We start from the raw sequence: 25,386 nt of genomic DNA on the forward strand, positions 1-25,386 counted from the left end.
AGACGTAAAAAAATTATGGCAAAGCAAGAAGATGTTTTCAAGAAAGTGATTTCTCACGCTAAAGAATATGGTTTTATTTTCCCTTCAAGTGAGATCTATGACGGTTTATCCGCTGTTTATGATTATGGACAGAACGGAGCCGAATTAAAAAATAATATCAAACAATATTGGTGGAAAGCGATGGTACAGCTTAACGAAAATATTGTGGGTATTGATTCTGCAATCCTTATGCACCCAACAACTTGGAAGGCATCGGGCCACGTAGACGCTTTCAACGATCCATTGATTGACAATAAAGATTCTAAAAAACGTTTCAGAGCAGATGTTTTGGTGGAAGATTACTGTTTGAAAATTGAAGATAAAGAGAATAAAGAAATTGAAAAAGCAGCGAAAAGATTCGGTGAGTCTTTCGATAAAGCTCAATTTGAAGCTACAAATCCTAAAATTTTAGAATACAGAGCAAAAAGAGAGGCTATTCTTTCAAGACTGGCAAAATCTCTTGAAAATGAAGACCTTGCTGATGTAAAATCTTTAATTGAAGAATTAGAAATTGCTGATCCTGACACCGGTTCTAAAAACTGGACGGAAGTAAGACAATTCAACCTGATGTTCGGAACTAAATTAGGTGCTTCTGCAGATTCTGCGATGGATCTTTATTTAAGACCGGAAACAGCTCAGGGTATCTTTGTTAATTTCTTGAATGTACAAAAAACTTCTCGTCACAGACTTCCTTTCGGTATCGCACAAATCGGAAAAGCATTTAGAAATGAGATCGTTGCGAGACAATTTATTTTCAGAATGCGTGAATTCGAACAAATGGAAATGCAATTTTTTGTAGCTCCGGGAACCGAACTTGAATTCTACGAACAATGGAAGCAAAAACGTCTAAACTGGCACTTAGCTTTAGGTTTAGGGAATGACAATTACAGATTTCATGATCACGAGAAATTGGCTCACTACGCTAATGCTGCGGCTGATATTGAGTTTAATTTCCCATTTGGATTCAAAGAATTGGAAGGTATTCACTCAAGAACGGATTTTGATTTAAAAGCGCATGAAGAATTCTCAGGAAGAAAACTTCAGTTCTTCGATCCAGAAAGAAATGAAAATTATGTTCCTTATGTTGTTGAAACTTCTGTTGGTTTAGACAGATTATTCCTTTCAATTTTCTCTCATTGTTTAAGAGACGAAGTATTGGAAGACGGTTCAGAAAGAACAGTTTTATCATTACCACCGGCTTTAGCACCAATTAAAGCAGCAATTCTTCCATTAATGAAGAAGGACGGTTTAGCAGAATACGCAGAAAATATCTTTAACGATCTAAAATACGATTTCAACTTATTCTACGAAGAAAAAGATGCGATCGGAAAACGTTACAGAAGACAAGATGCGGTTGGAACACCTTATTGTATCACCATCGATCATGATTCTTTGACAGACCACACGGTAACGATAAGAGACAGAGACACCATGCAGCAGGAAAGAGTTCCAGTTTCAGAACTGAGACGAATTATCGACGAAAAAACGAATTTCAGAAATTTACTTTCTAAACTATAGACAATGAAAGCCTTGAGAAATCAGGGCTTTTTTTTATTTTATACCACATTCATTAATTATCTCGTAGAATTTATTATTTTAGCGAACTTTTTAACACTCTAAATAATAACTATGAAAAAATTAATTATTTCGTCTTTGGCATTATTTGCTCTTGCTAGCTGTACCTCATCGGATGATACGGTAGAAGAAATCCAACCAGTTGATCCAACAACCATTCTTCCAACAAAATTTACCGAAATTACTCAGGATAACCAGACTTACGTGGTTACTTTTAAATATGACGGAACAAAATTAGTAGAATCAAACGATGTTGGCACCAACGAAAAAACTGTTTATACTTACAGTGGCGACAATATCGTAAAAACTCAGGATTTTGAGGGCACTGCGATAGTTTACACAAGAGAATTCACTTATACCAACGGAAGAGTTACTGCTGAAAAAATCACTAACAAACATTCAGGAGGAACTTTGGTTTATACAAAAAACTTCGAGTATTTGAGTGATAATCATGTGAAATACAATGAATATACATCGTCTACCTACAATCCCGGAACCGGAGTACATACAGATATAAAATCTACCCAGTATGACGTTTACATTTCCAACAATGGTAATCTTATTACCGGAACATCCAACTATGAAGGGCATATAAGAAACTACACGTATACTTATGACGGGCAAAACAATCCGACCAAGAATATAAAAGGGTTTTTAAAGATAAACCTTCTGCTATCACCTGAGGGAGATGTTGCCGCCAACAATCTTTTAAAAGTGAGTAGTGTTTATAGTGGTCCGACTAACGGGCAAACCAGTAATACATCAGTGCATACCTATAATGATAACAATTTCCCTACAAAAACGGTTACTACTTATACAAGCACTCTATTTCCAACGAATTCTCATACATTTCTTACTGAGTACAATAAGTAACTTATTACTTTTTTTAAAATACAGCCTTGATTTTTTTCAAGGCTTTTTATTTTTCTTCAACTTTACGCTTAAATTATTACTTTTGAAATTCAAATTTCAACCATGAAAAAAATAACGTTATTAATGTTTGGCCTTATCCAGACATTTTCATATTCTCAAACACAGGATTTAGCCTCTTTAGCTTCAGGAAAAAATATCGGAATGAATGCCTTGTTTGATACAAAAGACAATCTCTATGGCTATGTTTCTCTCTATTCCTACGGAAATACAGATAAAAAAATACAAAAGTTTGAATATGTAATTTTAGATAAAAACCTTAATCCTGTTGCCAATAAAGAATTTGAAGCAGGCCCTCTTGTTTCTAATTATTACGGATATGTGGATTTTAAGGGTCAGATTATTCTTCGTCCTTCAGATTTCCATTATCTACAGGCTTTTGCAAAAGATGTGACAGCTCCTGTCTCGATGGTCATTGATCCTAAAACAAATACTGTAAAGCCAAAAGTTTATTACGATTATCAGGAAGATGGCAAATTTAAGGAAATCACTCAACCTAAAAGCTTCAAGGAGGAAAGAAAAGAGAACCGCGCGGAGAAAAAAGAAAAAGGCTACAATTACGTTTCTGCCGTTGGCGAAATTAAAGAAGGAGGTTATCTTGCCGCTGAATACAATGATTATGGGAAATATATCAACAAAAACAGTCTGATTAAATTTGATGAAAATAAAAAAGAGATCTGGAGATACAGCTACAATACCAATGGTGATAAAAAAGTATTCTCCGATCTTACCGTTCTTGAAAGAGATGAAAATCGCCTGTACGGAATTCTGAGAAAAGTGAATGACGACGATAAAACGTTCTCCCTTTTGGTTCTTGATATGAAAACCGGTAAAGAACTTTCCAATAAGCCGATCACAGGACTTTCACCAGACACTATTTATAATATTGATGTTCTAAATTCCGGTAGCGGAAGCATTGATAATGACAAAACTTTTGATGATAAAATTGTTTTATTAGGAAGAAACTATGTTCCGAAAGACGACAGAGGTTTTGCAAGATTGATGGTTGATAAAAACAATTATAATGTAGATCTCAAAACCTTAAACTACAAACCGGATCTGTCCAATCATATTCCGAAGCTGAGTGCAGACGGAGGGGTAGAAAACGGATATTATCTGCAGACAAAGGATGTGTATTTCATGAGCGACGGAAGTGTGGGAATTCTTTCTGAAAAATTAAAACCTGCAGGACAATACAACGCGCCTAAAACTACGGATTTAGTATATATAAATACAGATAAAGACTTCAAAGTAAAAGAGGTTCAGGTTTTTGAAAAAGAAAAATCAAAGTGGGTAAATAGCGATTATCTTTTTTCTCAATATTTAAATGATGGTAAAGATGTTGTATTTTTCTTCCGGGATTATCAGAAAGATCAGGTAACGAAAGAGAAAAAATGGAATCTTTTCATTAATACAATTATTGATGGAAAATTCAAACAGGAAGTAGTTCCTATTTCAGAGAAAGACAATTACAGTGTAACGCCGTATGTTGCGAAAGAAGGCTATATTTTACTTCGAGAATATAATGAAAAGGAAAAATTCAATAAAATTCGTTTAGAAAGATTAAATTATTAATTGGGCTTGAAGACAGGAAGTAAGAAGATGGAAGTTATTGAAAACATAAGATTCAACCTTAACCTTTTTTAAATATCATATTTATAATAACTAATAGTAACCTCTCCCCTACTTTTAACCTTATTAATAAACAAAAAAAATCCTGGCATTCGTCAGGATTCTTTATTTTGATAATAATCGGCGATATTTTTTATTTCATCCAGACTCAGATTCCACATAAAATTCAAAAACTGCTGATAACTTTCACTTTGATTTTTTGGATCTACTCTATCCAGATATCGGTTTAAGTTATAATTTTTCCGAGCTTCATAAATTTTAACGAAACATTTTCCGAGCCATTTTTTATAATATTCCTCTTCTTCTTCATCCTGTAAAAACTGAAGACTTGAATAAATTCCAACCCCATAATCTTCCGAATAATAAAAATTGGGCAATGTTTCCATTCTCGCTATTTTATCAAGAATAGCATAAGATTCCGAAGGTTTTCCATCTGCATTTTCAGTTTTCAATTCCGGAAATTTTTTTTTAAGCCGATCAATTCTCAGGACAATTTCTGGATGCGACTTTAACGAATCTTTATTCAGTTTTTCTTTAAAATTATTATAATTATACAGCGAAAAATCTTCTTTTTTCAGCCACTTCTCTTTAAATTCCTGCTTAGGAAGACCAAAATATTTTTTATAGGTTTCTACTTTTAATACTCTTGGCGAAATGGTATCGAAATCTTCCAGTCTTTTTAATGTATTAACAAATTCAGTTTTCTTAAAATCACTATTTTTAAAAATAACATAGCCCAAAGAATCGGCCTGCATTTCCTGTTTTCTATTTTCAACACCCTTTCTGTAAATTCGGTTTTTCAGCACATCAAAAGCCCTTTGATTACGGTTTTCTTTGGTTGATTTAATATTCTGAACCACTGTTTTATCCATTTGATCCTGATCAATCATATTCAGAAAAACCTTCAGCGTATGTTCCGAAATTTTGTGCCCCAACTCATGGGAAATTACCGCCGCCAGCTGATCATCATTATTTAGCCAACTGAAAAGCCCCATATTGATCACAAAAGTTCCGTCTGCAAAGCAATAAGCATTTGGTGTGTTGTCTCTGGCAATAAGAATTTTTAAGTTTTGAGGAATTTGAGGGTTATTTTTTCTTAATCTTTCTATCAGACTTTTTACTTTAGAATCAAATTCAGCGTTAAAAACAAAGCTTTTTTCCTTTACCTTTTTTTCAAACTCTTTCGAGAATTCTTTATAGATTTTTGATAATTCGGATCCCTTTTTTCCCGGAAAATTAGATTTGCTTTTTTTGCTTAGATTTTCAATATCTGAAGAAAAATTTCTGAGAAAATCTTTTCTCTTTGCATAATCTGCGGTATCCATAGGTTTATATACCTGTCCGAAAGTCATTATGAAAAAATAGAAAAATAAAAAGGAAATTAGTTTTTTCATCATATTTTGCATCAAATAATCACAAAAATAAATCATTCCGTTTCATATTTTCAAATTTATTTTAAATTTGTTGAAGACCAACTCACATGAAAGCACTAAAATATATTATTGGCGGAGCAGCCATTACAGTAGCAGCAGCCTATATTTTCGGATATGATTACTTATTCAGCGGGATTTCCAAAACGTATCTAAAAGGAAAAACGAGTGCTAATATTGATGACGGGAAACTTTTTCCGAGAAATCTTATTGCAACGGAAGAGCCCAAACTTTGGGAAGAAGATCCTGAATACAACCAAAAAGAACTCCCTGAAAATATAGTTGAAGATTTAAAACATTCTCACACCGCTGCTTTTGTTGTCATTAAAAACGGGAAAATTCTTCATGAGCAGTATTGGGACGGTTATAATCAGCTTTCAAAAACCAATTCTTTTTCGATGGCAAAAGCTGTGACAGTAATGCTTTTGGGGAAAGCTTTAGAAGAAGGTAAAATTGAAAATATTGATGCTCAATTCTCCGATTTTTATGATGAATTTAAAACTAAAGAATTCGGAAATCATGTAACTCTTAAAAATCTTGCCCAAATGGAAGCCGGACTTGATTGGGATGAAGATTATGCTAATCCTTTTCGCCCCAATGCTAAAGCCTACTATGGAAGAAGTCTCAAAAAAGCGGTTTTTTCAAGGAATTTTAAAGAAGAACCGGGGCAACGATATGAATATCAAAGTGGTTCGACACAATTGCTGGGTTTTGCAGTGAGAAAAGCTATTAATCAGTCTTTAGCCAGTTATTTATCTGAAAAATTCTGGATTCCACTCGGAATGGAGCAAAATGCAGAATGGAGCGTTGATGACAGCGGAATGGAAAAAACCTACTGCTGTATTCATTCCAATGCAAGAGATTATGCAAAATTGGGGCAGTTATTTTTGGATGACGGAAAGGCTGATGATGTTCAATTATTAAATTTAGATTTTATTAATTTAATGCGAACTCCGACTCAAAAATCTAAAGAAATTTATGGAATGGGACTTTGGATCAATCATGACAATCCTATTAAACATTATTATTTCTTAGGACTTCAAGGTCAATACATTATTATGGTTCCTGAACATGATATGGTGATCGTAAGAACAGGAAGCTACAGCAATAATCCTAAAAATGACCGAGGAAGACCGGATCAGGCGAAATTTCTGGTGAATGAAACGGTGAAATTATTTCAAACAACATAACCTCATCACTTTTAAACTAAAACCTTAGTGGAACCTAAAATTAGCTTCCGTCAACGTATTATTTTTTAAGAAAGCTTCGTATTCAGGGGATAATTGCGCGCGTCCGAAAGTATTTTCTCCGCTCATACTCCCCAAACGAACTTTATCTTTTCCGTATTTTTTATTCATCGCGTCCATTGCTCTCATCACAGGCAAGTGCTGGTTCTGAGTATCTTCTTCGAAAAGATTAATCAACCTCTGATCTTCAGGAACAAAGTCATTAACGATAACTCCGGCTTTTTTATAATGAAAACCTTCTTTAAAAATCGCTTCGAAAAGTTCATTAACGACGCGACCGATAATAATAGAAGAATTGGTAGGATTCGGAAGAATTTTGGTCATTGCATTTCTATATTCCGGCAAATCTTTTCTGAAACGATTGGTCTGAACAAAAACGGTAACCATTTTACAGCAGGTATTTTGTTTTCTCAGCCTTTCAGAACAATACATTCCGAACGTTTCCACGCGTTCCCGTACGTCATCTTTTTTCATCAACATTTCCATGAAGCTTCTGGTAACTGCGATTGATTTTTTTGGAGAAGGAGAATCCAGTTCAAGCTGGCGAATTCCTTTTAATTCATTGATCATTCTCACACCATGAATTCCCATCACTTTTCGAACCCACATTTCGGGTTTTTGAAGTAAGTCCCAAGCTTTATAAACTCCGCTGTCATTCATTTTTGCGGTAAGCTTTCGTCCGATTCCCCAAACATCTCCGATGTTAAGCCACCTTAGAGCTTTTTCAATTTTTTCGGGAGTATCCATAATATAAACTCCACTAAATTTTTCAGGAAAATCTTTTACAATTCTGTTCGCCACCTTGCATAAAGTTTTGGTGGGTGCAACCCCGATGCTTACAGGAATATTTACATTTTTATGAATATCATTTCTGATTTCTAGACAATAATCATAAAGGTTAATGTATTTAAAGTTTTTTAAATCTAAAAACAGTTCATCAATACTATAAACTTCAAAATCCATTTTATCAACATACGAGGTTGCTACATCAATAACCTGTTGGCTTTTAAAATTATATAATTCAAATTTTGCAGAGAAACTTTTAACATCGTATTTCTTGAAAAGCTCTTTATACTTAAATGCAGGAGCGGCCATCGGAATTCCCAAATCTTTAGCTTCCTTACTTCGAGACACAACACATCCGTCGTTGTTGGAAAGTACCACAACGGGCTTGTTTTCGAGCGAAGGATCCAAAGTTCTTTCACACGAAACAAAGAAATTATTGCAATCTACTAAAGCGTACATGACTTAATAATGAATATTTGAATACACAAAATTATAACTTTTAAAACGGAATATTATGTTTAATTGAGACTTTAACATAAGATATAAATTATTAATTTTCAAAGTATTAAAAATTTAAAACACGTCAAGTTTTGTCGTGTTTACAATCTATCTTTGCTATTTTAAAATTCCAGAATAAACGCAATGTTTATGAATTACAATTTTGGAATATCTACAATTATGGAGAATTTTATTGTTTTCAAACCTGTGAATAAAAAATAATTATGATAAAGTTGAATAGTATGAAGCTGTACTTTTATAGAAAAACATCTTCATATAAGACTCCCTATTTTAAACCATATAATTTTTAAGGATATTATACTTATTATTTAAGCCTAAAAAAGCTCGCAATTTTTGCGAGCTTTTCCCATTTATGTTTAGTACTTATTAATTTCTTTATTTGTAACAATAATTAAAATAAAATCTTATTTAAAAAAAACATCATATATTCTTAGCCCAAAAACCCCTAAAGTATCTGATTTTACTTGAGAACTCCTATTATATTCATAAAAATGAGGTTTACCACCTACCTTTACTATCCATTTCTTTAAACTATAATCCGAATACATTGTATCCTTACAATTATTTACAAATGCATATTTATAATGAAATTCTTTAAGTGAATCCCTCTTTTCAAAAGTCTTTACAGATTTTTGTATAAGCTCATAAGAATAAGGTAATTTTCTATATGAAAATTCATTTTCTTGCTTACCAAAAATCCAAAATCTTGTTTCATTAATTGCAATACTGTAATCATTATTGTACAAAAAATTATATCCCATAAGCTCATTTTTCCCATCTAGCAAACATTCTTTTACATTTTGTTTTGATTGGATATTATCTTTTAAAGGCTTATGATTGCAAGCTATTGTAAGCATTAATAACATTAATTGACACTTTATTCTCATTTTATTTTTTTGATTCTTTATTAATTGTCGGATTATCCATACGAACATTTCTTGTTGCGCTGTGATCTATTTTTGTTTCTTCTCCTAAAAGAAGATTAATTGGATTATTATCATCTACAGCGCTTTGTTCCTCAATAGCTTTCTTTTCAGAATCATTCCCAATATAAGAATTATATATCTTATTTGATTCAGCACTACCATTCGCATGTATACTATGAACAATTTCATGCCCCAAAGCCGAAGTAGGTGAGTTAGTAAATTTTTTACCATTTTTAATGAATTCATAACCATACTCATCATTAAACTTTATAGTACCATAAGTACCATTAGGACTATAAATGCCATCCGTATCAAGTTTTGCAAAACCTGAATTAGGAATATATCCATTTGGTTTATAAGTAGAGCTAAGATTGGCTTTGTTCAGTCCTTCCTGGAAAGGTAGAATATTTAAATTTTTCTTTTTATCATTAATCACTTTATTCAAGAAGTTCCCATCAATTTTAATTCCTTTTCCATCAGTTTGAGCTTTATAAACCACTATGTTGTCAAAAGCATTCTTTTCAATTAGTTTATCAATTACTGATATTGTATTCTTTACAAAAGAATTATTCGGAATTTTCATATTTGATCCATAGGTATACTTTCTCTCACGTCCGTTTTCCATATAGTATATTACAATTTCTCCACCATTTGGATCCTTAAATAATATGGGATTATTCGCTCCATAAGCATATGGTGAAATAGTTGGATACTTTTCCACCATTGGGTCTACAGACAACCAAAGACTTTTTAGTGGATCATAATACCTAGCTCCATAATAATATAATCCGGTTTGAGAATCGAATTCCTTACCGTTATATTTATATGGATTATTATAATCCTGGTTTGATAATTCCATTAATGATTCTCCAAACGGCATATATTCGTACCAATTGGTGATTTTAGAACCGCTGTTTATTAATACCGATGAACTTCCTAAATGATCAGGATATATCCAATACATCTCTGAATCCAATATTTCCGGCAAGGTTTCGCCAGTCATACATCCGTCAGGGTTATCCTGAACAATATCATTTAATAATGTACAGAAGCTTCCTCCACTTGTCAATGTATTGCTATACATATCTAATAACATGTTATAACAAGATTCTTTATCTTCATGTTGTGAAAAATTGATAATTAATTGTTCAATTGTATAATCACAGTCTGCTTCATTCACCAATGTATTTCCAGGAGATGTATATGTTCCTTGCGTATCTGCATTTGGAACCCAAACCACTTCTGGATATTGAGCCTGATCAGCAATATCTGTAACTTCTTCCTGCAACCCTCCACGTAATCCGTGATATACATCGGTTTCATCAATTTTGAATATATGTGTGGGAATATTACTCACTCTAGTTGCAATTCTCTGATCTCCAATAAAATAATGCTTACTCATTGTTTTCTCTCCAAGCACTACATATCCGCTAGGATAATAAGTATAAGCTCCCATTTGAGTCGTATTTTTGGGATCATTTCCATTAACATACATTTTTTTGGAAACACCATCACTTTTCAATATACGTTCACCTTCTGCGTCATATACATAATGACTCAAAACACCTTTTTCACCAATAGCTTTTAGATCCTCTTTCTCAGACCAAAATAATTGTCTGAATAAATCCGGTTTTCCACCAATAATATTGAAAACCTTATCAAGACTACCATTGGCATTATAAGTAAATTCTTCAGCTCCATCTGTAGGAAAAATATTTGACCATAAGCCACAATCTAGAGGCGAATTGAATGCATAATTCCTATTATACTCTATTCTAGAGACCGCATTTGGATGACCTGGAGTATCATAAAAATAAGTTCCTAACTTTCCAATATTACCTGGATTCTGGCACGTTATATTATTTTCATAAGACTTTTGTCTATAATCTTTTACCTGAATATTACCGACGCTATTATATGTCATATTCAAATCATAATATTGTGAATACTCTTTACCTTGAGTTGTAATCACAGAAGATGACAACCTATTGAAACCGTCATATTTATAACTTTTTTGACTTGCCGCAGTAATCCCGCCTTCTGGAAAATTTCCTGCCATTGGTGTAGTTCCTATTACATTTACTATATTTCCATTTCCATCAAATGTATATTGATTATTTCGTATTTGTGTGACTGTATTACTATAAAATAAAGATAATTCAGCAAGTCTCCCCCATGCATCATAATTATAATTGTTTTGTGTAGTATTTCCTGCCGTAAATGAAACCATCTTATCCCGATTATCATAAGAAATATCGCTTACAATGGGAACTAACGGCTGATTTACAGGCAATTTACTATAAATATTCTTAAGTAAGCCAGCTGCATTATAATTATAATATACCTCTTCAGAATCTGGATAAGTAATTTTATTAATTCTATTATATACATCATATACAAAAGATGTTTTAAACAGTTTTGGAGCATTATTAGGTGCTACTACAATTCTTGTATTTTCCTTAACCTGTCCTAATGCTGTATATTTAAAACTCTGCGAGCCTGTTTTATCCACTTGACTTACTAAACGTCCCGCAGAGAAATCAGCAGCTCCCGCATCCCCATATTCATATTTTACAAAATCATAAGTCCCAAAAACAACTTTTGAAAGCCTATTATAATCATATGTATATGTCATTGTTTTTCCCAAAGCATTAATTACCGAATTATCTGAGCTTATAAGCTTACCACTATTATCATATTGATAATTCATTTCTCCAGCATCAGGCTGTATTATTTTTATCTTTCTTCCCCATATATCATATTCATAGGAAGTAATGTTATTATTTTGATCTTTAACCTGAATTAGCTGGCTAAGTGCATCATATTTATTACTTACCCATAAATTCTGGCTTCCATCTGTCTGTTTCGCTGCTGTTATACGTCCTTTTTCATCAGTATACATTACAGCAGTATTTCCTAATGGACTAATAGATGTACTGGTAAACTGAGCTATCCCATCCCTATCAGGCCCAAATCCATATACGTTTTGGTTCACAAGGTTCTGCAAACCATTATTCGTCTGCACATTATTCTGAGTTGAAGTTAGCTCACGCCCCATTTCATCATAGGTTGTTGTTATGTATATCTTAGCAGCCTGGTCCTCAGCAGTCACATAGTCATCATACTTTTTTAGCGTTGGGATAACATTACTACTACCAGTAATTACAGTAACTTTATCCCTAAGAATTGTTTTTACTGGTCTCGCTAAATAATCTTTAATTTGCAAAACATTATTAGCAAAATAATATCTATTCACTACATTAAATAACTTCTTAACTGAGATCTCATCTCCCAAAGCATTGGTAAATAAGCTACTAAAATAATTTATACTAGGAGTAACATTATTCACTATAGGTGCTTTTCTTTCAGTAATGGCTACTGGAATAACTTCATTAGGATAATAATAAAACTTGATTGTCCAATCATTGTCAACTGGCGATCTATACTGTGTTACTCTTCCAAATGCATCATAGTTATAATAAGAACTTGCACCATTTGCATCTGTCATAACGGTTGGAACACCGAACAGATAATTAGAATCATATTGTGTAGAACTAGACAAATTATATGAGTCTTTAATACTAATCAAATATGTATTATATATCGGATCATATTCGTATCTTTTTGTAAATCTTTGTGTATTAGCAGACGCTGGTTCTGTTACTTTAGTAACATTCCCATACGAATCATATTCCATATCTGTATCGGCCTGTTGCCCATTAATTAATCTTGAGATATTAGTGATGTTACGATTGCTATTTACATTAGAATTGGTAACTCTAGTAATATTTCCTGCAATTATAGTGTGCGTACTTGGAATACCTACAACATTTTTAGCTCCTGGATCATGATATCCAATTCCAATAACTATATCATCTGATGTATAACTAAGAGTAGTTCCCCTATCTGTATACAAAGTAGCACTTCCATATTTATCATATTGATCTACCGTAGAAATTAGAGTCTTACTATGACTGTTATTACCTACAAATTCTGTCGTTATGTTTTCTATTTTGTATAGTAATGGAACAATTCTGCCTATATCTTTATATTGAGGCTCAGCCTGTCCTTCGGATAATTGATATCCCATATTTGATAACTGATCAAAATATCGATATGTGTATTTAGTTTCAGAACGTTTTCTTTGACCTTGATCTAAAAGATAAGTTGATCTTACTAATCCTTTTTTATAAAAATACTGTCTTACTCTTGAATCATTATAATTAACAAAGAAGTCACTTGAGTTAAAGTTTGTCTCATATTCAGTAACATATGTTTGATAAGGTGTAAATAATTGATCTTCCAGACCTCCATATGTTATTGTTTTTACAATACCAAATCCTAAAAATTCTCTTTCTCTTCTATCCTGAATTCCTTTTTCATATTCAAATGTTACTTGAGATTTTGGTATTATTCTTGGAACTCCCTGAACGAAAGTGTTTTTTGAGGCATAATCAAAAACTGTAGCTCTTATCAATGCCATTTTTGAAAATGGCATCTGATAGGTTCCTCCAATTAGGCTTCCATAATTTTTCTTTGTATTATAAATATCATAGTCCAATTCTATTTTTCCCTTAAGAGGATTGGTGATTCCTACCAATAAATTGGCCTTTCCTAAATTATTATGATATACTTTTAAGCTTGATTCATCATCAGAAATCAAAAGATCTGGAAGACCGTCACCATCAAAATCTCTTAAATCTACAGTCTGCTTACTTACTGATTTATCTTTATTATATCCAAAACCAATACATACCTTTAGTCCTAAACAAAAGCATAATGTACCATACAGGTTAAACCCTGATGAATTTTGCTTATTTTCTAGTTCAAAATCTGCACTCATCATATCGTTAGTAAATGTTGTTCCTGTATTAACAAGCATTTCATAAGTGTTACCAGATTTCACAATTTTATCTTCCAAACCATCTCCATTAATATCTATAAATGCAGTGTTTGTTGTAGATTTTGATTTTGACAGACCCACTCCAAAAGATAAGCTTCCATTCGGCCAGCTAAATCCTCCACCTCCTGATAAAGATGATGAATTATTATTTGAAGGCTCAGAGACATTCCAATTATGAGATTCACTAACAAAGTTTCTCCCATTATTAATGTATAATATGCCATCAGATAAAAAATCTAACAGTCCATCACCATTAATATCAAACCAGATTGCTTTACTTTTTGAACGAGCTTGTCCTAATTGAACATTTAATCCTATACCAACTGCATTTGCAGAAGTTGTTGTATGAGTTGCTTTCTCTCCTCCGGTTTTGAATCCTCCATTTGACGTATTACTAAATTTAGTAGGAACAGGAACACCCAAACCAATACCAAAATTTGTTGTTGTATTGTATATTTCTCTTTCAAATGTATTCCCGGGATTTCCTAATTGACCTAAAAGATTAGTAGTTTGAAATGAATAACTTGACACTACATCCGGATAACGATCTCCATTAAAATCAACAAAATGATCTTTTGTGTAGTCCTTTGAAAATCCTGCGTTACCTCCTATAATAAATGCACTTCCATACATGTTAATCCCTGATCCTTTTGAATATTTAATAATTGCCCTAGGATTTGGCACTGAATAACCTGGATATTGAGATTCTGTATCTGGATCTGTAAATGTTCCCAATAAAGCAGGCTGTAAGTGATACTGGCCTACTTCTGCCGACTCTAAAGAAGATGTATAAGTTTCTGCATCTCCTTTTAAATCAATAGGGGTAAAGTACCTTGTGTTCATCATTTGGCTTACATAATTGATCACACAATCCTGATATGCTTGAGAAGCTGGATCTCCCGAACAAGGAATAGAAGGGTTTTGCATATTAACATTAAAACCACTCAAACTAGAATTAAATTCACTTTCTCTGATTGTCTCACCTTTGTATTTGGATCCGTTATAAGAAAAGCCTCCCCAACCTTGGTATACTAAGCCAGTGGTAATATTATAATGCGTATTGTTTGCCCTATATGCAAAGTGGTCAGCTTTATGTCCTGTACTTGCCGGAACAAATATATATGTTCCATTCGGCTGCCCCACTTGAAGCCCGTTTGGTTCAAAGTTTGAATTATAAATATCAGGATTAATGGCAGCAAGATATTTTGCAACATCATAATCTAAAGAACTTATTTCAAAATAATGATCCATATCATATAACTGATAATCATTTATTCCATAATTGGCATATAAATCAGCTGCTATCTCGCAATAATTTAGCCTAGGCGTTGGCATAGAATTATTTACTACATCAACAATGTTTTTATATGTATAGACCTTACCTGAAGTATTTTTTATTTTTAAAGAAAAAGTAACTTTAGTATTATGAAGTTGAGGCAAATTTAGCGTCATTACATCATTTATACTGGATCCATATTTAGGATATAGCATATATCTACAGCTAGACAACTGTCCTAATGGTACGTATTGTCTGAAATTTTTAGCAAGGTTATCTGTAAGTCTCTCACCATATGGCTTATATTCCACTAAAGCTTTAAGCTGCAGGATTTCAGTATCTGTAGTCACCTCCAATTCTGGCTTCCATCTAATCTTATCCCAAGAAACATTGGTGTCTGCAGAAACATCAAAATTGAAAAATGTAATTGTAGAGTCAGAAACGACTTGATTCACTAATAAATTTGAAAGATCAACTCCCGAAATCAAATTACTCGTAGTAGCTAAAGTATTAAGCGTCTCTCCTTTTAGCAACTTATGATGATAAATAAGATTGGAAATAGAAGGCTGAATAAATCCTGTTGTATCGGATTTAGGAATAACGATTTTATAAATTTTAAAATTTATGTCATCTGTAAATTCCTGATTCCCCATATTACCCCACGAAATATTCACTTTAGCTTTCTCTCCAATCATATTCCCTTTTTTGCTTGATGCCAAATAGGTATATGATGAATTGAAACCATATAGATAATTCCCATTTGCATCTTTAGGAATTCCCGTTGGGCTATTCGGAAGAAAATATGAAATTTCCGTATTAGATACAATTCTATCTTTTACAGGATTTTCTTTTGCACTTGCTACTACAAAAATTCTTTGTCCTTTTTTCACATCTACCATTTCACTGATTGAAACTGGTTGTCCTTGGTTTGTAAGTGTAACAGGTGAGGTAATCATGGTAGAATGTGGCGGGACATATGAAGGATTATCTTCATAAGCTTTTATCATTCCTCCCAGCTCCATCCAAACATCAACTCCATCTACAGAATTTGCCTCTAGTTCTGCATTAGTGGTTACTTTAATTTTACCATCAATAGGAGCCTCCCACATTCTTACAATATTACCTAAAAGCTGCGGCCCTGTTTGTCCTGGTTCAATAATTTGTACAGCAGGTACTCCACTCAAAATTGCATTAGGTGTTGTTTCTGTTACATTTGGCCCATTTTCCTGCTGTGGCTCAAATTCCGGAACCCCGTTTCTTATTCTACTGAAATAAACATCTCCATAACTAATTAAATCCGGAAGACCATCACCATTTACATCTGAAAAATATACTGGGGTATTACTATTTGTCCAGTTAACATTTACACCTGCTGCAAAGCTTTTGTAATTAAATTCAAAACCAGCTGAACCAACATATGAACTAGTTTTCGAAAGTGGTGTTCCTACCGGCCAATTAACAGTGTTATAAACTCCTCCAAAATTGAACATGGCATTTTTTCTAAACCAAACATTTCCGTTTATCCCATAGAAAACTTTGTCGGGTAAACCATCGCCGTCTATATCCATTAATTGGCTCTTGCCATACGTTTTATTTTCACTATAAGAAGCATTGACTCCAAAAGTATTTTTCTTGTTGAAACCTATAAAGAAACACCCTGATCCGCTTCCAACCGTAAGTGATCCTCTTGCTTTATTGATGTTATCACTAAAGTCTCCACTAATAGCAGATACATTTCCGCCATTAAAAGGTCCCACATTTCCAACATCGCTTCCAGTATTATATGTTTTAGGTTGATCTTCAAAGATTCTTGCTGTATTATAAGAAAACTGATGCCTGTTAAATTCATTACCATTACCATCCTTCTGTATAACTTCTGATAAAAGCCTTTTATTAAATTGCCCTACATTAGTATTTAAAAGCTGATATTCCCTTATCTTTATATTAGCTCTAAATACAGAAATTTTATTTAATATCTTGGCTTCCGTAAGCTTAACACCCAATTTATAGCTGAAAGCTCTATCATTCCTAACTCCGGTTTCATTATCAAAAGTAATAACTGTATTGTTGCTATAAGTAATTGAAGATAAATATTTACCTTTTCCGCCACCTTCGAAAGAATCAGTGTACTTATAATTAATAATATTATTATAACGATCTGTGACTTTTGTTAAATACCATCTAATCCTATTCCCTGAAGTATTATTGGAGGCATTATCAGTTAAGAATTCTGAATATTCTTTTGTAATACCATTTCTATCTAATACCTCCCATGTATACGACGTCGGAGTTGATCCTTTTCTTTTTATGAATAAACCTTCTGTAATCCCTGTTCTATAATAAAATCTTGTGTCCCCAGAGCTTCGATTTTCCTGAAACTGAACTTTGTTGGGTAGATAACTATCATTAAATACTAATTGCTCACCATCGAGTGTATAAATTTCACTTTCTTTCAAAGGATCAAAAGCAGGGACTCCCCAACGCGTATCGATATCAATAGTTTCTACAGGAATATCCCAACCTGTTCCTGCCCAACCGGATTTACTATCACTATTATATGTAATTGCTATACTAGGCTGAAGCCCACTGGTTCCTTTAGGAATTTCAATAGGATACTGTACCACTGCTGAGCCTTGTTGATTAGCTGAAGGTGCGGAAATTAAGTTTATTTTTGATGCTGGATTAGCTATAGGAACGTCATTTACAGTGGTAGGAGTAAAGGCGTTCGTTTCAGGGCTTTCAGGCTGCTTTATAACACCATTAATGTAATCTATCCCATTTCCCAACAATGCCCGAAAAACAACATATTTCTTTTTAAAATTTATACTGTCAACAGCAATTGACATCCACTTTTTCTGTGTATAATCAAATGTGAATGTCGTAATATCATTTTCATGATAACCATTTGGAAGCTTTGATTCATCATACGGGAGATGTATCACAGCTTCTTTCGAAGTATTTCCCATGAAACGGAACCCATAATAACCTCCGCTTATATTAGAGATTGAACGGTCTACAGGCGGTAAATCTATATTTCTAAGCCCTAAAACAATTCCTGACTCATTTTTATATACAATATTCTTTCCTAATTCTTTATATGAATTTATTTCTGAGACAACATCTTGATTTTGGTCTTTCGAAACAATTTCTTCTTCTATACTTTTATCATTTTTTACAAATTTCACTCTTATGGAGGCTTCTTTGTTTTCGTCCAAGGATAAATATTCAAACTCATTTCCTCGAAGACTAACTCTCTTATTTTCAATTTCAATAAAATCAATTTTAGAGCTTGGATTTACAAATCCACGAATATAAAATGCTTTGTCCCGATAAATCTTAGATACAATTTCGTAATCTTTTTGTTCAGAAATTTTATTTTCAGTAATCTTTACATTTTTTATTGTGTAATATTCTCCTTTATTCAAGGCATTAAAAAGTATCATATTACCTCCAGCCTTTAATAAGCTGGGATCAATATTTTCTTTTACTTCTGTCCACCCTGATTTCTTTGTTTTGAGATACCCCCCAACTGCATAACTTCCATTAATACTCCTTGTAACAGAATTAATATTCGAATAGCCATCTACATCATATGTTAATGTGTAAGAACTATTTTTATTAATATTTGACAGCGGAATATTAAAGAGGTTATCCGAAGGATCGGCGTCCCAATAATTATTGTCTTTATTTCCAATTTCACCTATATAACCCGAATTCACAAGTCCTTTATTTTCATAATGCATGTTATCTAATTGAGCCGAAAACAATTTTTTATTGATTTTTCCAACTTTGGTGGCAGACGGAGCAAATAATGAATCTGAAGACGAGCTCTCCGAAATTAATGGCTCTTTTTTCTCTACAGCAGAGGTAGAAAATGGTTTGAGAAAGTCACAATTAATTTTAAATGGACTAAAATATTGATTTTTAGAAGCTTTTATCTTTTCATTCTTATGAGCCACTTTATAAATAGTCCAGCTACATAGGGAAAGTATGACAGGTATAAAAACCGGTAATAAATCAATATTTTTAATATTGAAGAAAAATCTTTTTCTCATGATAAATATAGGTCGTTAGCTTTTTTAATAAATAATAAAATTGACACCTTTTCCTTCTTCAGGAATGAATACTTTAATACTATAATATCCTGCAACAGGTGGGATAGACATAGGAATTGTAAATTCTGATGCAGAATTATATTGCCCTTGCTTAACCAAAACCCCCATGCTGTTGAACACTTTTACAGTTAATGGTTTTGCAGACTTCAATTCTACTCTTATACTGATATTACCATCACGGGAAGGGTTGGGAGACACCTGAATTTTTTTAAATAAAGAAGTCGTCTGTTGAGACTCATAATCTGCACGGTTGAGTACCGTTAAATTTTTAATAACCTCACACCCAAGCTTGTTTTTTATTTTAAGCTGGTAATTTCCTGTTCCATTAAGAAAGTAAGGTGCTATCGTTGTTGTCTGACCATTTGGCCGTGTAAGTACATATTGAAAAGACCCTGTATTCAAATCCAATTCAATCGGTGTACCCTCCCAAAGGTAACTAGTATCAATATTCTGATTAACAACACCCTGTAGATCAAATGTTCTTACAATATCATTATACCCTTGTTTCTTCAAGACAAGCTTATAATTATCCGGATTTAAATTATTAAATACTAATTGATTATTAGTCCCCTGCGTCATATTTACTACCATTTGATTTGTTGTCAAACTTTGTAAAGAGTAATCGAAGGGTATAATATTTGCGGGTACTGAAATTTTGATCAAATTATTTCCTAAATCTTCACAGTTGCTTGCTAATTGAATATTGAGATCACTTTGATTATCATTTAAACTAAAAGTAAAATAGTCAATCCCATCTTTATTAACATCCCAAAGAATATCTTTAAAAACATACAGTGTATCATTTATTTTTTTACCTGTAATATTTGCAGATATGTCATTTTGGTAATCGGTCTCACTTTGAAATACTCTTAATCTAATCGAATTACCAGAAGGCTGAGCTGGTAATACCGCATACATGTTTGTCACCTGGACTTGTCCATTTCCACTTCGATTCTGCATCTTCCACATTCTCAACATATCTTTCCCTGGATGTTGCGAAAGCAAATCAGCTTCTTTAAATGTTAAAGCCTGATTATTATCTCCCCACAATAGAAAATTTCCATTTTCAATAGTCCCGGTATTAAAATTATTGGTAAGCTTTAAACTGTCAATTGCTACTGTTACATTTCCTTCATTAGAGTTTGTGGATTGTTTTTGATATAATTCAAAAGCATCGTCTCTTCCAATCCCAGTAATTCGAAAATTATAATTTTTATTTTTCTTTGAATCCCATAAAATTTGATCACTAGAAGAAATATAATTTTTTTCCGATATATTATTAATAGTTATGCCATATTTTATTGATAAATAAGTCTCAATTTTTTGAGTATCTATATCAGACAAATTATTATCAAATACTAAAACCTCAGGAATAAGTATTTTTTTATCAGTTCTTTTATTAAAAAACACGATGGGATTAATTCTTTTGTTTACATCCCTTTTAGTAAATGTTAAAATTTTAGAATTTATCTCCTGATTTGTAACTTTTAAAGAATCGCTAAAATCCGTAATTCCAAGATTACTTATGACTGAACTTCCGATTTTGGCATAGACCTTATTTTCTGTTCCTCCAAATTTATTTCCAACCATAAAGAAAGTTGGTTGATTTAGGCTTACACTAAGCTTTTTGAAAAAATTCTGAGAAGAATTATCTTTAATAAGATGATAATTTATAAGACGATCCTGTAAAGTATCAGTCTGTAGAACAGTTTGTTTTACACTATTTTTTCTAAAAGCTAGCCCTGAAACGGGTCCAAACATTGTTGTTTGGGAAAATAAAAACAGTTCTAAGAAAACAAATAATAATGTAAATGCTTTTCTCATAAGATGATTATAGTTTTTTGTTTATTAAAAAGAAATGTATCTCAGAGTATAGAGATATTTATAATTTGATGACTATATCAAAGCCCTTTAGAAAATAAGGTCAAATTTAAGCCTATAGTATTAATTTTCACCGTATTAAGTTTTTGCATGCAAAACTAATAATTTGATTATTAAAAACAATATTTTTTTATATTTTTTTTAACAAAATTTAATATTTATTAATACATGGAAATTTAAAAAAATTAGTTAGAGAAGTTTAAGTACAAAAATATATTTAGCACGGAATAATAACTCACAAATTTAATCTTCCTATGAAGTATCAATAATATTATCCTTACAATGTTATCACAAGGTACATTGAAATTCAATATTTTACAGTGCTAAATAAATTTAACTTGCGATTACATTTAACTTTTGATAACACGAAACAAAAAAATTATTGCAATCTACTAAAGCGTACATGACTTAATAATGAACATTTGAATACACAAAATTATAACTTTTAAAATGGAATATTATGTTTAATTGAGACTTTAACACAAGATATAAATTATTAATTTTCAAAGTATTAAATATTTAAAATGCGTCAAGTTTTGTCGTATTAAAAATTTATATTTGCTCTTTTTATAATTTAATTTCAGTAAAAAGTCCCAGCAAAACTGAGACTAATTACAGAATAGTTTTTGGTTATGCTCTTTTTTAATTTAAAACTTATATGCTTCTTCCAGTACTGCTTTTATCGCCACTGCTGAGCTATTGGAATTAAGCCCTTTGAAGGCAATTGATAAAGGCGTATTATCTGGAATTACCTTTTGAATTGTTTGATATATTTGAGTAGTGTCGTTATAGGCCGTACCATGATTTATGCTTATGCTAACCATATTGTTTCTTTTGGAAATGACAAAATCTACACGTACTTGGTTAAAATTTGGAATTTCGTAAATACGACTTGATGTTTGCTCATTTAGATACTTTCTTACATCAGCCCAATCATTACCTTCAATGGTAATTTTTAAAGAAGATAAAGCATCAATAGTTAAGCTATTGCTATTGTTAGCGTTCACTAATCCTATTAAACCTCCTCCTATTAAGTGTATACTTCCTGATAAAATAATATATCCTTTAAGTGAAAAATTATCTGTTCCTGTAAATATTTGATTTGATTTTGCAGAACACACAACTGATAAATCATTTCCAAAAGGCTTATTATTTACATTTGTTTTGAAATCTAGCGTACCCCCATTAATCTGGATTACATTCCCTACTTCTGATTGCGTATAAGCTATTTTATCCCATACAAACGCATTTACGTCAACTGAATTAGCATTACTGGTAATCATAATATTGTTAAGACCACTCGTTTGGACTGTAGCAACTCCATTAAATATTTTGATGCTATATTCACCATCTGCAAAAGTATTAGGTTTAAACCAAATAGAAATTAAGTTGGGATCTCCATATGTGATCTGCGAATTAGGAATAATTGTTTCTACTCCCGAAATATTATTAATAATACTGATTACAGCAGAAGTAGGACTAATATTTAGATTGGCTCCATTAACAGTAATAAAAATACCGTAATCAACTGATTTAATTACATTTGGAAACACATTGGCAACACTCATCATATTGGTAGTCCAGCCTCCGTTCATTTCTGTTTTCCAGGCTGTTTTTTCTGCATCAGAAAGTATTGAAGGTAAGTTTAAAAAAGGTTGTTTTCCATTTGTTTTTCCGATACGCCCGGCTGCATTTTGAGACAATAATGTGTTGAAAGCAGTATTATTTGAAACATCGCTTAATCCCGTAATCGAATATGGCAATCCTGCCGTATTCATTGACCAATCTGCTCCTAAATTAAGTCCGGCTCCGGCAATGGAAGTCAAGGAAGAGTTAGCCACATTTTTCCCCAGATCTCCCGCAGCTTTTGGGGTTCCATCTGCAAGCAAAACGTAATTAGAATTAAAATATTGAGGAGCTACTTTTTGATAATATTTTTCGTCACTTTGTTCTTTGGTGTAAGATGTTCCTGAAATTGGATCTCCGTTATCATCTTCTCCATCATTGGTAGCAACATTGTCGGGTAATTCACCTACATTAAGCACACTTTTCCAAGCGGTTATATTGTCTTGTGATAATTCTGAAGCATCCTTATTTGCTTTTTTTACCTCTAATTGATTGATATTTAATTTATCTTTCCAATCTTCTATGTTTGTAATATTGCTTCCATCTTTAATGGCAAAATATTGTAAAGATGAAGCTTCTGCTTTATTGGCCAAAGCGTTCTCTAATCCATAAACAGCATTCATGGAAAGAAGTTCGTTTTTGTGATAGTAGCTGTCCATCCAAGCCCAGAACTGATCCTGTGTGGGTTTTTCTCCGGTGACGAACCAGCTTTTTAATATTGTTTTATCTGTACTCATGATTTTTATTTATGTTATACTCTGATTTTTTATTCTTATTAAAATGTAAGATCTATCACCCGCTACTTCAGATTAAGCAACGGATGATAAAAATTAAATCAGATTAATTGATTAGGTATTTTTGTATGAAATTTTAGATATAAATTCTCTTCGCTATTCCCGTTGCAGCAGTTGTTAAACCATAACCAACTCCCGTTTTAGTAAATGAGATTAAAATCTTTAAAGGATCTACAGAAGAATTATTGAATGTTCCTGCATACAACAAACTATTATCAGACGCTTTATATAAAATAGTTTTGTACCTGTTTCCTCTTTTTTGTAAGGATACTTTAACTGTTACCGACTGCTGTTGTCCCGAATCCGAATAAACAGTATATCCAACGGTGTTAGCTGCTCCTGTCATAATTCTAAGTGCATTACCATATATATAACCAAGGCCCTCACTTTGAACTCCACCACCAGCTCCAACGTGAACATTCGTGCCATCCAGAGACAGTCCTGCTCCAAATACAATTGCTCGGTTTAAGAATGATGCACCTGAATTTTGTCCCGTAAATACTCCTGAGATAGTAAATCGTATATCATAATCTGAAGATGTTGAAAGTGGATTTGCACTTACTATTTTTGCCGTATTTCCAGAATTAACACCAGATACAGTGAATGATCCTCCTGTATAAGTTGCAGTTGACATCCCGTTATTTGTTAATATAAACTCATTATCCGGAATTACCTCATCTGTAAAGCTATTATAAGCTGTAATACCTACTTCCCCAAGAATAATAAGCTTTCGAATAACTTTTAAGGTATATTCTCCGGTCATAAATGTGTAAGAAGGTTCGAAATGAAAACTTACAGCCAATTCGCTATTACTGTTTACAGAGTAAGAAGTAACATCAAACATATTATCCGGAACAGGATTTCCGTCGGGACCAATCAGTTCCATAGTTACTTGATCTAAACCTTGTAATTTATTGATATTCAATCCATAAATTGTAACAACATGATCTTGAGTTCCGTTGATGAAATTTCCGTCAATTACAGTAATCAGCTGTAAATAAGTATTGGCAATATCTACATTCATTTTGGAGATCCAGTCATTTCTCTGTGTTACAGTCATATACTCAGGGAGCTTCATAAATAACTGAGTAAGATTTGCATACGCTAGTTGTCCGGAGTTATTCTGAACCAACATATTCGTAAAAGAAGATTCATTTACTTTATCGGCAAGTCCTGTAATATTGAAATTCTGAGCTGCCGTATTCCACGTATAAGCAGAACCTAAAGTCATTCCTGCTCCTGCAATTGAAGTAAGAGATGAATTAGCAATGTTTTTACCTAAATCTCCTGCTGCTTTTGGAGTTCCATCCGCAAGAAGAACATAGTCGGAATTAAAATATTGAGATTCTACTTTCCTATAAAATCTTTCATTACTTTGATCTTTGGTATAGGACGTTCCGGAAATGGGTGTTCCTGCGCTATCCTCTCCGTCATTGGTGGCAATATTTGGAGGTAAATCTCCGACTCCCAATTTGTTTTTCCAATCTTCGATGTTGGTGATATTACTTCCATCTTTAATGGCGAAGTATTGTAAAGAAGAAGCTTCGGCTTTATTAGCTAATACATTCTCTAACCCATAAACAGCATTCATCGGAAGTTGTTCATTTTTATGATAGTAGCTTTCCATCCACGCCCAGAACTGATCCTGTGTAGGTTTTTCACCTGTAACAAACCAGCTTTTTAATATTGTTTTATCTGTACTCATGC

11 protein-coding genes are annotated in these 25,386 nt (G+C 32.7%); 4 read left to right on the top strand and 7 right to left on the bottom strand.

Annotated elements, in window-relative coordinates; translation table 11 throughout:
* Positions 1-15 precede the first annotated feature (15 nt).
* The 3 genes from SB689_RS07530 (at position 16) to SB689_RS07540 (ending at position 4,119) form a co-directional block, all read left to right on the top strand.
* On the top strand, positions 16-1,557 hold the full coding sequence (locus SB689_RS07530; protein WP_410691515.1) for a glycine--tRNA ligase: 1,542 nt from the start codon (positions 16-18) through the stop codon (positions 1,555-1,557).
* Positions 1,558-1,668: 111 nt separating this feature from the next.
* Positions 1,669-2,487, top strand: coding sequence for a hypothetical protein (locus SB689_RS07535; protein ID WP_410691516.1), 819 nt, complete (start codon positions 1,669-1,671; stop codon positions 2,485-2,487).
* Positions 2,488-2,589: 102 nt separating this feature from the next.
* Complete coding sequence (locus SB689_RS07540; protein WP_410691517.1) at positions 2,590-4,119, top strand: hypothetical protein; 1,530 nt, start codon at positions 2,590-2,592, stop codon at positions 4,117-4,119.
* 152 nt (positions 4,120-4,271) lie between these two features.
* Here the strand turns inward: SB689_RS07540 and SB689_RS07545 are convergent, their stop codons facing one another.
* Positions 4,272-5,573, bottom strand: a complete 1,302-nt coding sequence (locus tag SB689_RS07545) for a M48 family metalloprotease (RefSeq protein WP_410691518.1) — start codon at positions 5,571-5,573, stop codon at positions 4,272-4,274.
* 83 nt (positions 5,574-5,656) lie between these two features.
* On the opposite strand from SB689_RS07545, the gene SB689_RS07550 reads away from it, so the two are divergent.
* Positions 5,657-6,796 carry a serine hydrolase domain-containing protein gene (locus SB689_RS07550; protein ID WP_410691519.1) on the top strand — a complete coding sequence of 380 codons (1,140 nt, stop codon included), beginning with the start codon at positions 5,657-5,659 and terminating at the stop codon, positions 6,794-6,796.
* A 24-nt stretch (positions 6,797-6,820) separates the two neighbouring features.
* On the opposite strand, the gene SB689_RS07555 is transcribed toward SB689_RS07550, so the two are convergent.
* The 6 genes from SB689_RS07555 to SB689_RS07580 form a co-directional block, all read right to left on the bottom strand.
* Positions 6,821-8,098 carry a DUF4113 domain-containing protein gene (locus SB689_RS07555; protein WP_410691520.1) on the bottom strand — a complete coding sequence of 426 codons (1,278 nt, stop codon included), beginning with the start codon at positions 8,096-8,098 and terminating at the stop codon, positions 6,821-6,823.
* 464 nt (positions 8,099-8,562) lie between these two features.
* Positions 8,563-9,015, bottom strand: a complete 453-nt coding sequence (locus SB689_RS07560; RefSeq protein WP_410691521.1) for a hypothetical protein — start codon at positions 9,013-9,015, stop codon at positions 8,563-8,565.
* Between the two features lie 31 nt (positions 9,016-9,046).
* Complete coding sequence (locus tag SB689_RS07565; RefSeq protein WP_410691522.1) at positions 9,047-19,318, bottom strand: RHS repeat-associated core domain-containing protein; 10,272 nt, start codon at positions 19,316-19,318, stop codon at positions 9,047-9,049.
* Positions 19,319-19,342: 24 nt separating this feature from the next.
* Positions 19,343-21,202, bottom strand: coding sequence for a T9SS type A sorting domain-containing protein (locus SB689_RS07570; protein ID WP_410691523.1), 1,860 nt, complete (start codon positions 21,200-21,202; stop codon positions 19,343-19,345).
* A 704-nt stretch (positions 21,203-21,906) separates the two neighbouring features.
* Positions 21,907-23,622 (bottom strand): hypothetical protein, encoded by a 1,716-nt coding sequence (locus SB689_RS07575; RefSeq protein WP_410691524.1) that lies wholly within the window; start codon positions 23,620-23,622, stop codon positions 21,907-21,909.
* A gap of 133 nt (positions 23,623-23,755) precedes the next feature.
* Entirely contained in the window at positions 23,756-25,384 is a 1,629-nt protein-coding gene (locus tag SB689_RS07580) for a hypothetical protein (protein ID WP_410691525.1), read from the bottom strand.
* Positions 25,385-25,386: the final 2 nt, after the last annotated feature.

It is taken from the genome of Chryseobacterium sp. SIMBA_038 (assembly GCF_046535115.1).
Classification (GTDB): domain Bacteria; phylum Bacteroidota; class Bacteroidia; order Flavobacteriales; family Weeksellaceae; genus Chryseobacterium.

Excerpts from the sequence above, each read along its gene's own strand:
- SB689_RS07545 (WP_410691518.1), bottom strand. The coding sequence starts at position 5,573 with ATGATGAAAAAACTAATTTCCTTTTTATTTTTCTATTTTTTCATAATG.
- SB689_RS07535 (WP_410691516.1), top strand. The coding sequence starts at position 1,669 with ATGAAAAAATTAATTATTTCGTCTTTGGCATTATTTGCTCTTGCTAGC.
- SB689_RS07540 (WP_410691517.1), top strand. The coding sequence starts at position 2,590 with ATGAAAAAAATAACGTTATTAATGTTTGGCCTTATCCAGACATTTTCA.
- SB689_RS07580 (WP_410691525.1), bottom strand. The coding sequence starts at position 25,384 with ATGAGTACAGATAAAACAATATTAAAAAGCTGGTTTGTTACAGGTGAA.
- SB689_RS07565 (WP_410691522.1), bottom strand. The coding sequence starts at position 19,318 with ATGAGAAAAAGATTTTTCTTCAATATTAAAAATATTGATTTATTACCG.
- SB689_RS07530 (WP_410691515.1), top strand. The coding sequence starts at position 16 with ATGGCAAAGCAAGAAGATGTTTTCAAGAAAGTGATTTCTCACGCTAAA.
- SB689_RS07550 (WP_410691519.1), top strand. The coding sequence starts at position 5,657 with ATGAAAGCACTAAAATATATTATTGGCGGAGCAGCCATTACAGTAGCA.
- SB689_RS07555 (WP_410691520.1), bottom strand. The coding sequence starts at position 8,098 with ATGTACGCTTTAGTAGATTGCAATAATTTCTTTGTTTCGTGTGAAAGA.
- SB689_RS07560 (WP_410691521.1), bottom strand. The coding sequence starts at position 9,015 with ATGCTTACAATAGCTTGCAATCATAAGCCTTTAAAAGATAATATCCAA.
- SB689_RS07575 (WP_410691524.1), bottom strand. The coding sequence starts at position 23,622 with ATGAGTACAGATAAAACAATATTAAAAAGCTGGTTCGTCACCGGAGAA.
- SB689_RS07570 (WP_410691523.1), bottom strand. The coding sequence starts at position 21,202 with ATGAGAAAAGCATTTACATTATTATTTGTTTTCTTAGAACTGTTTTTA.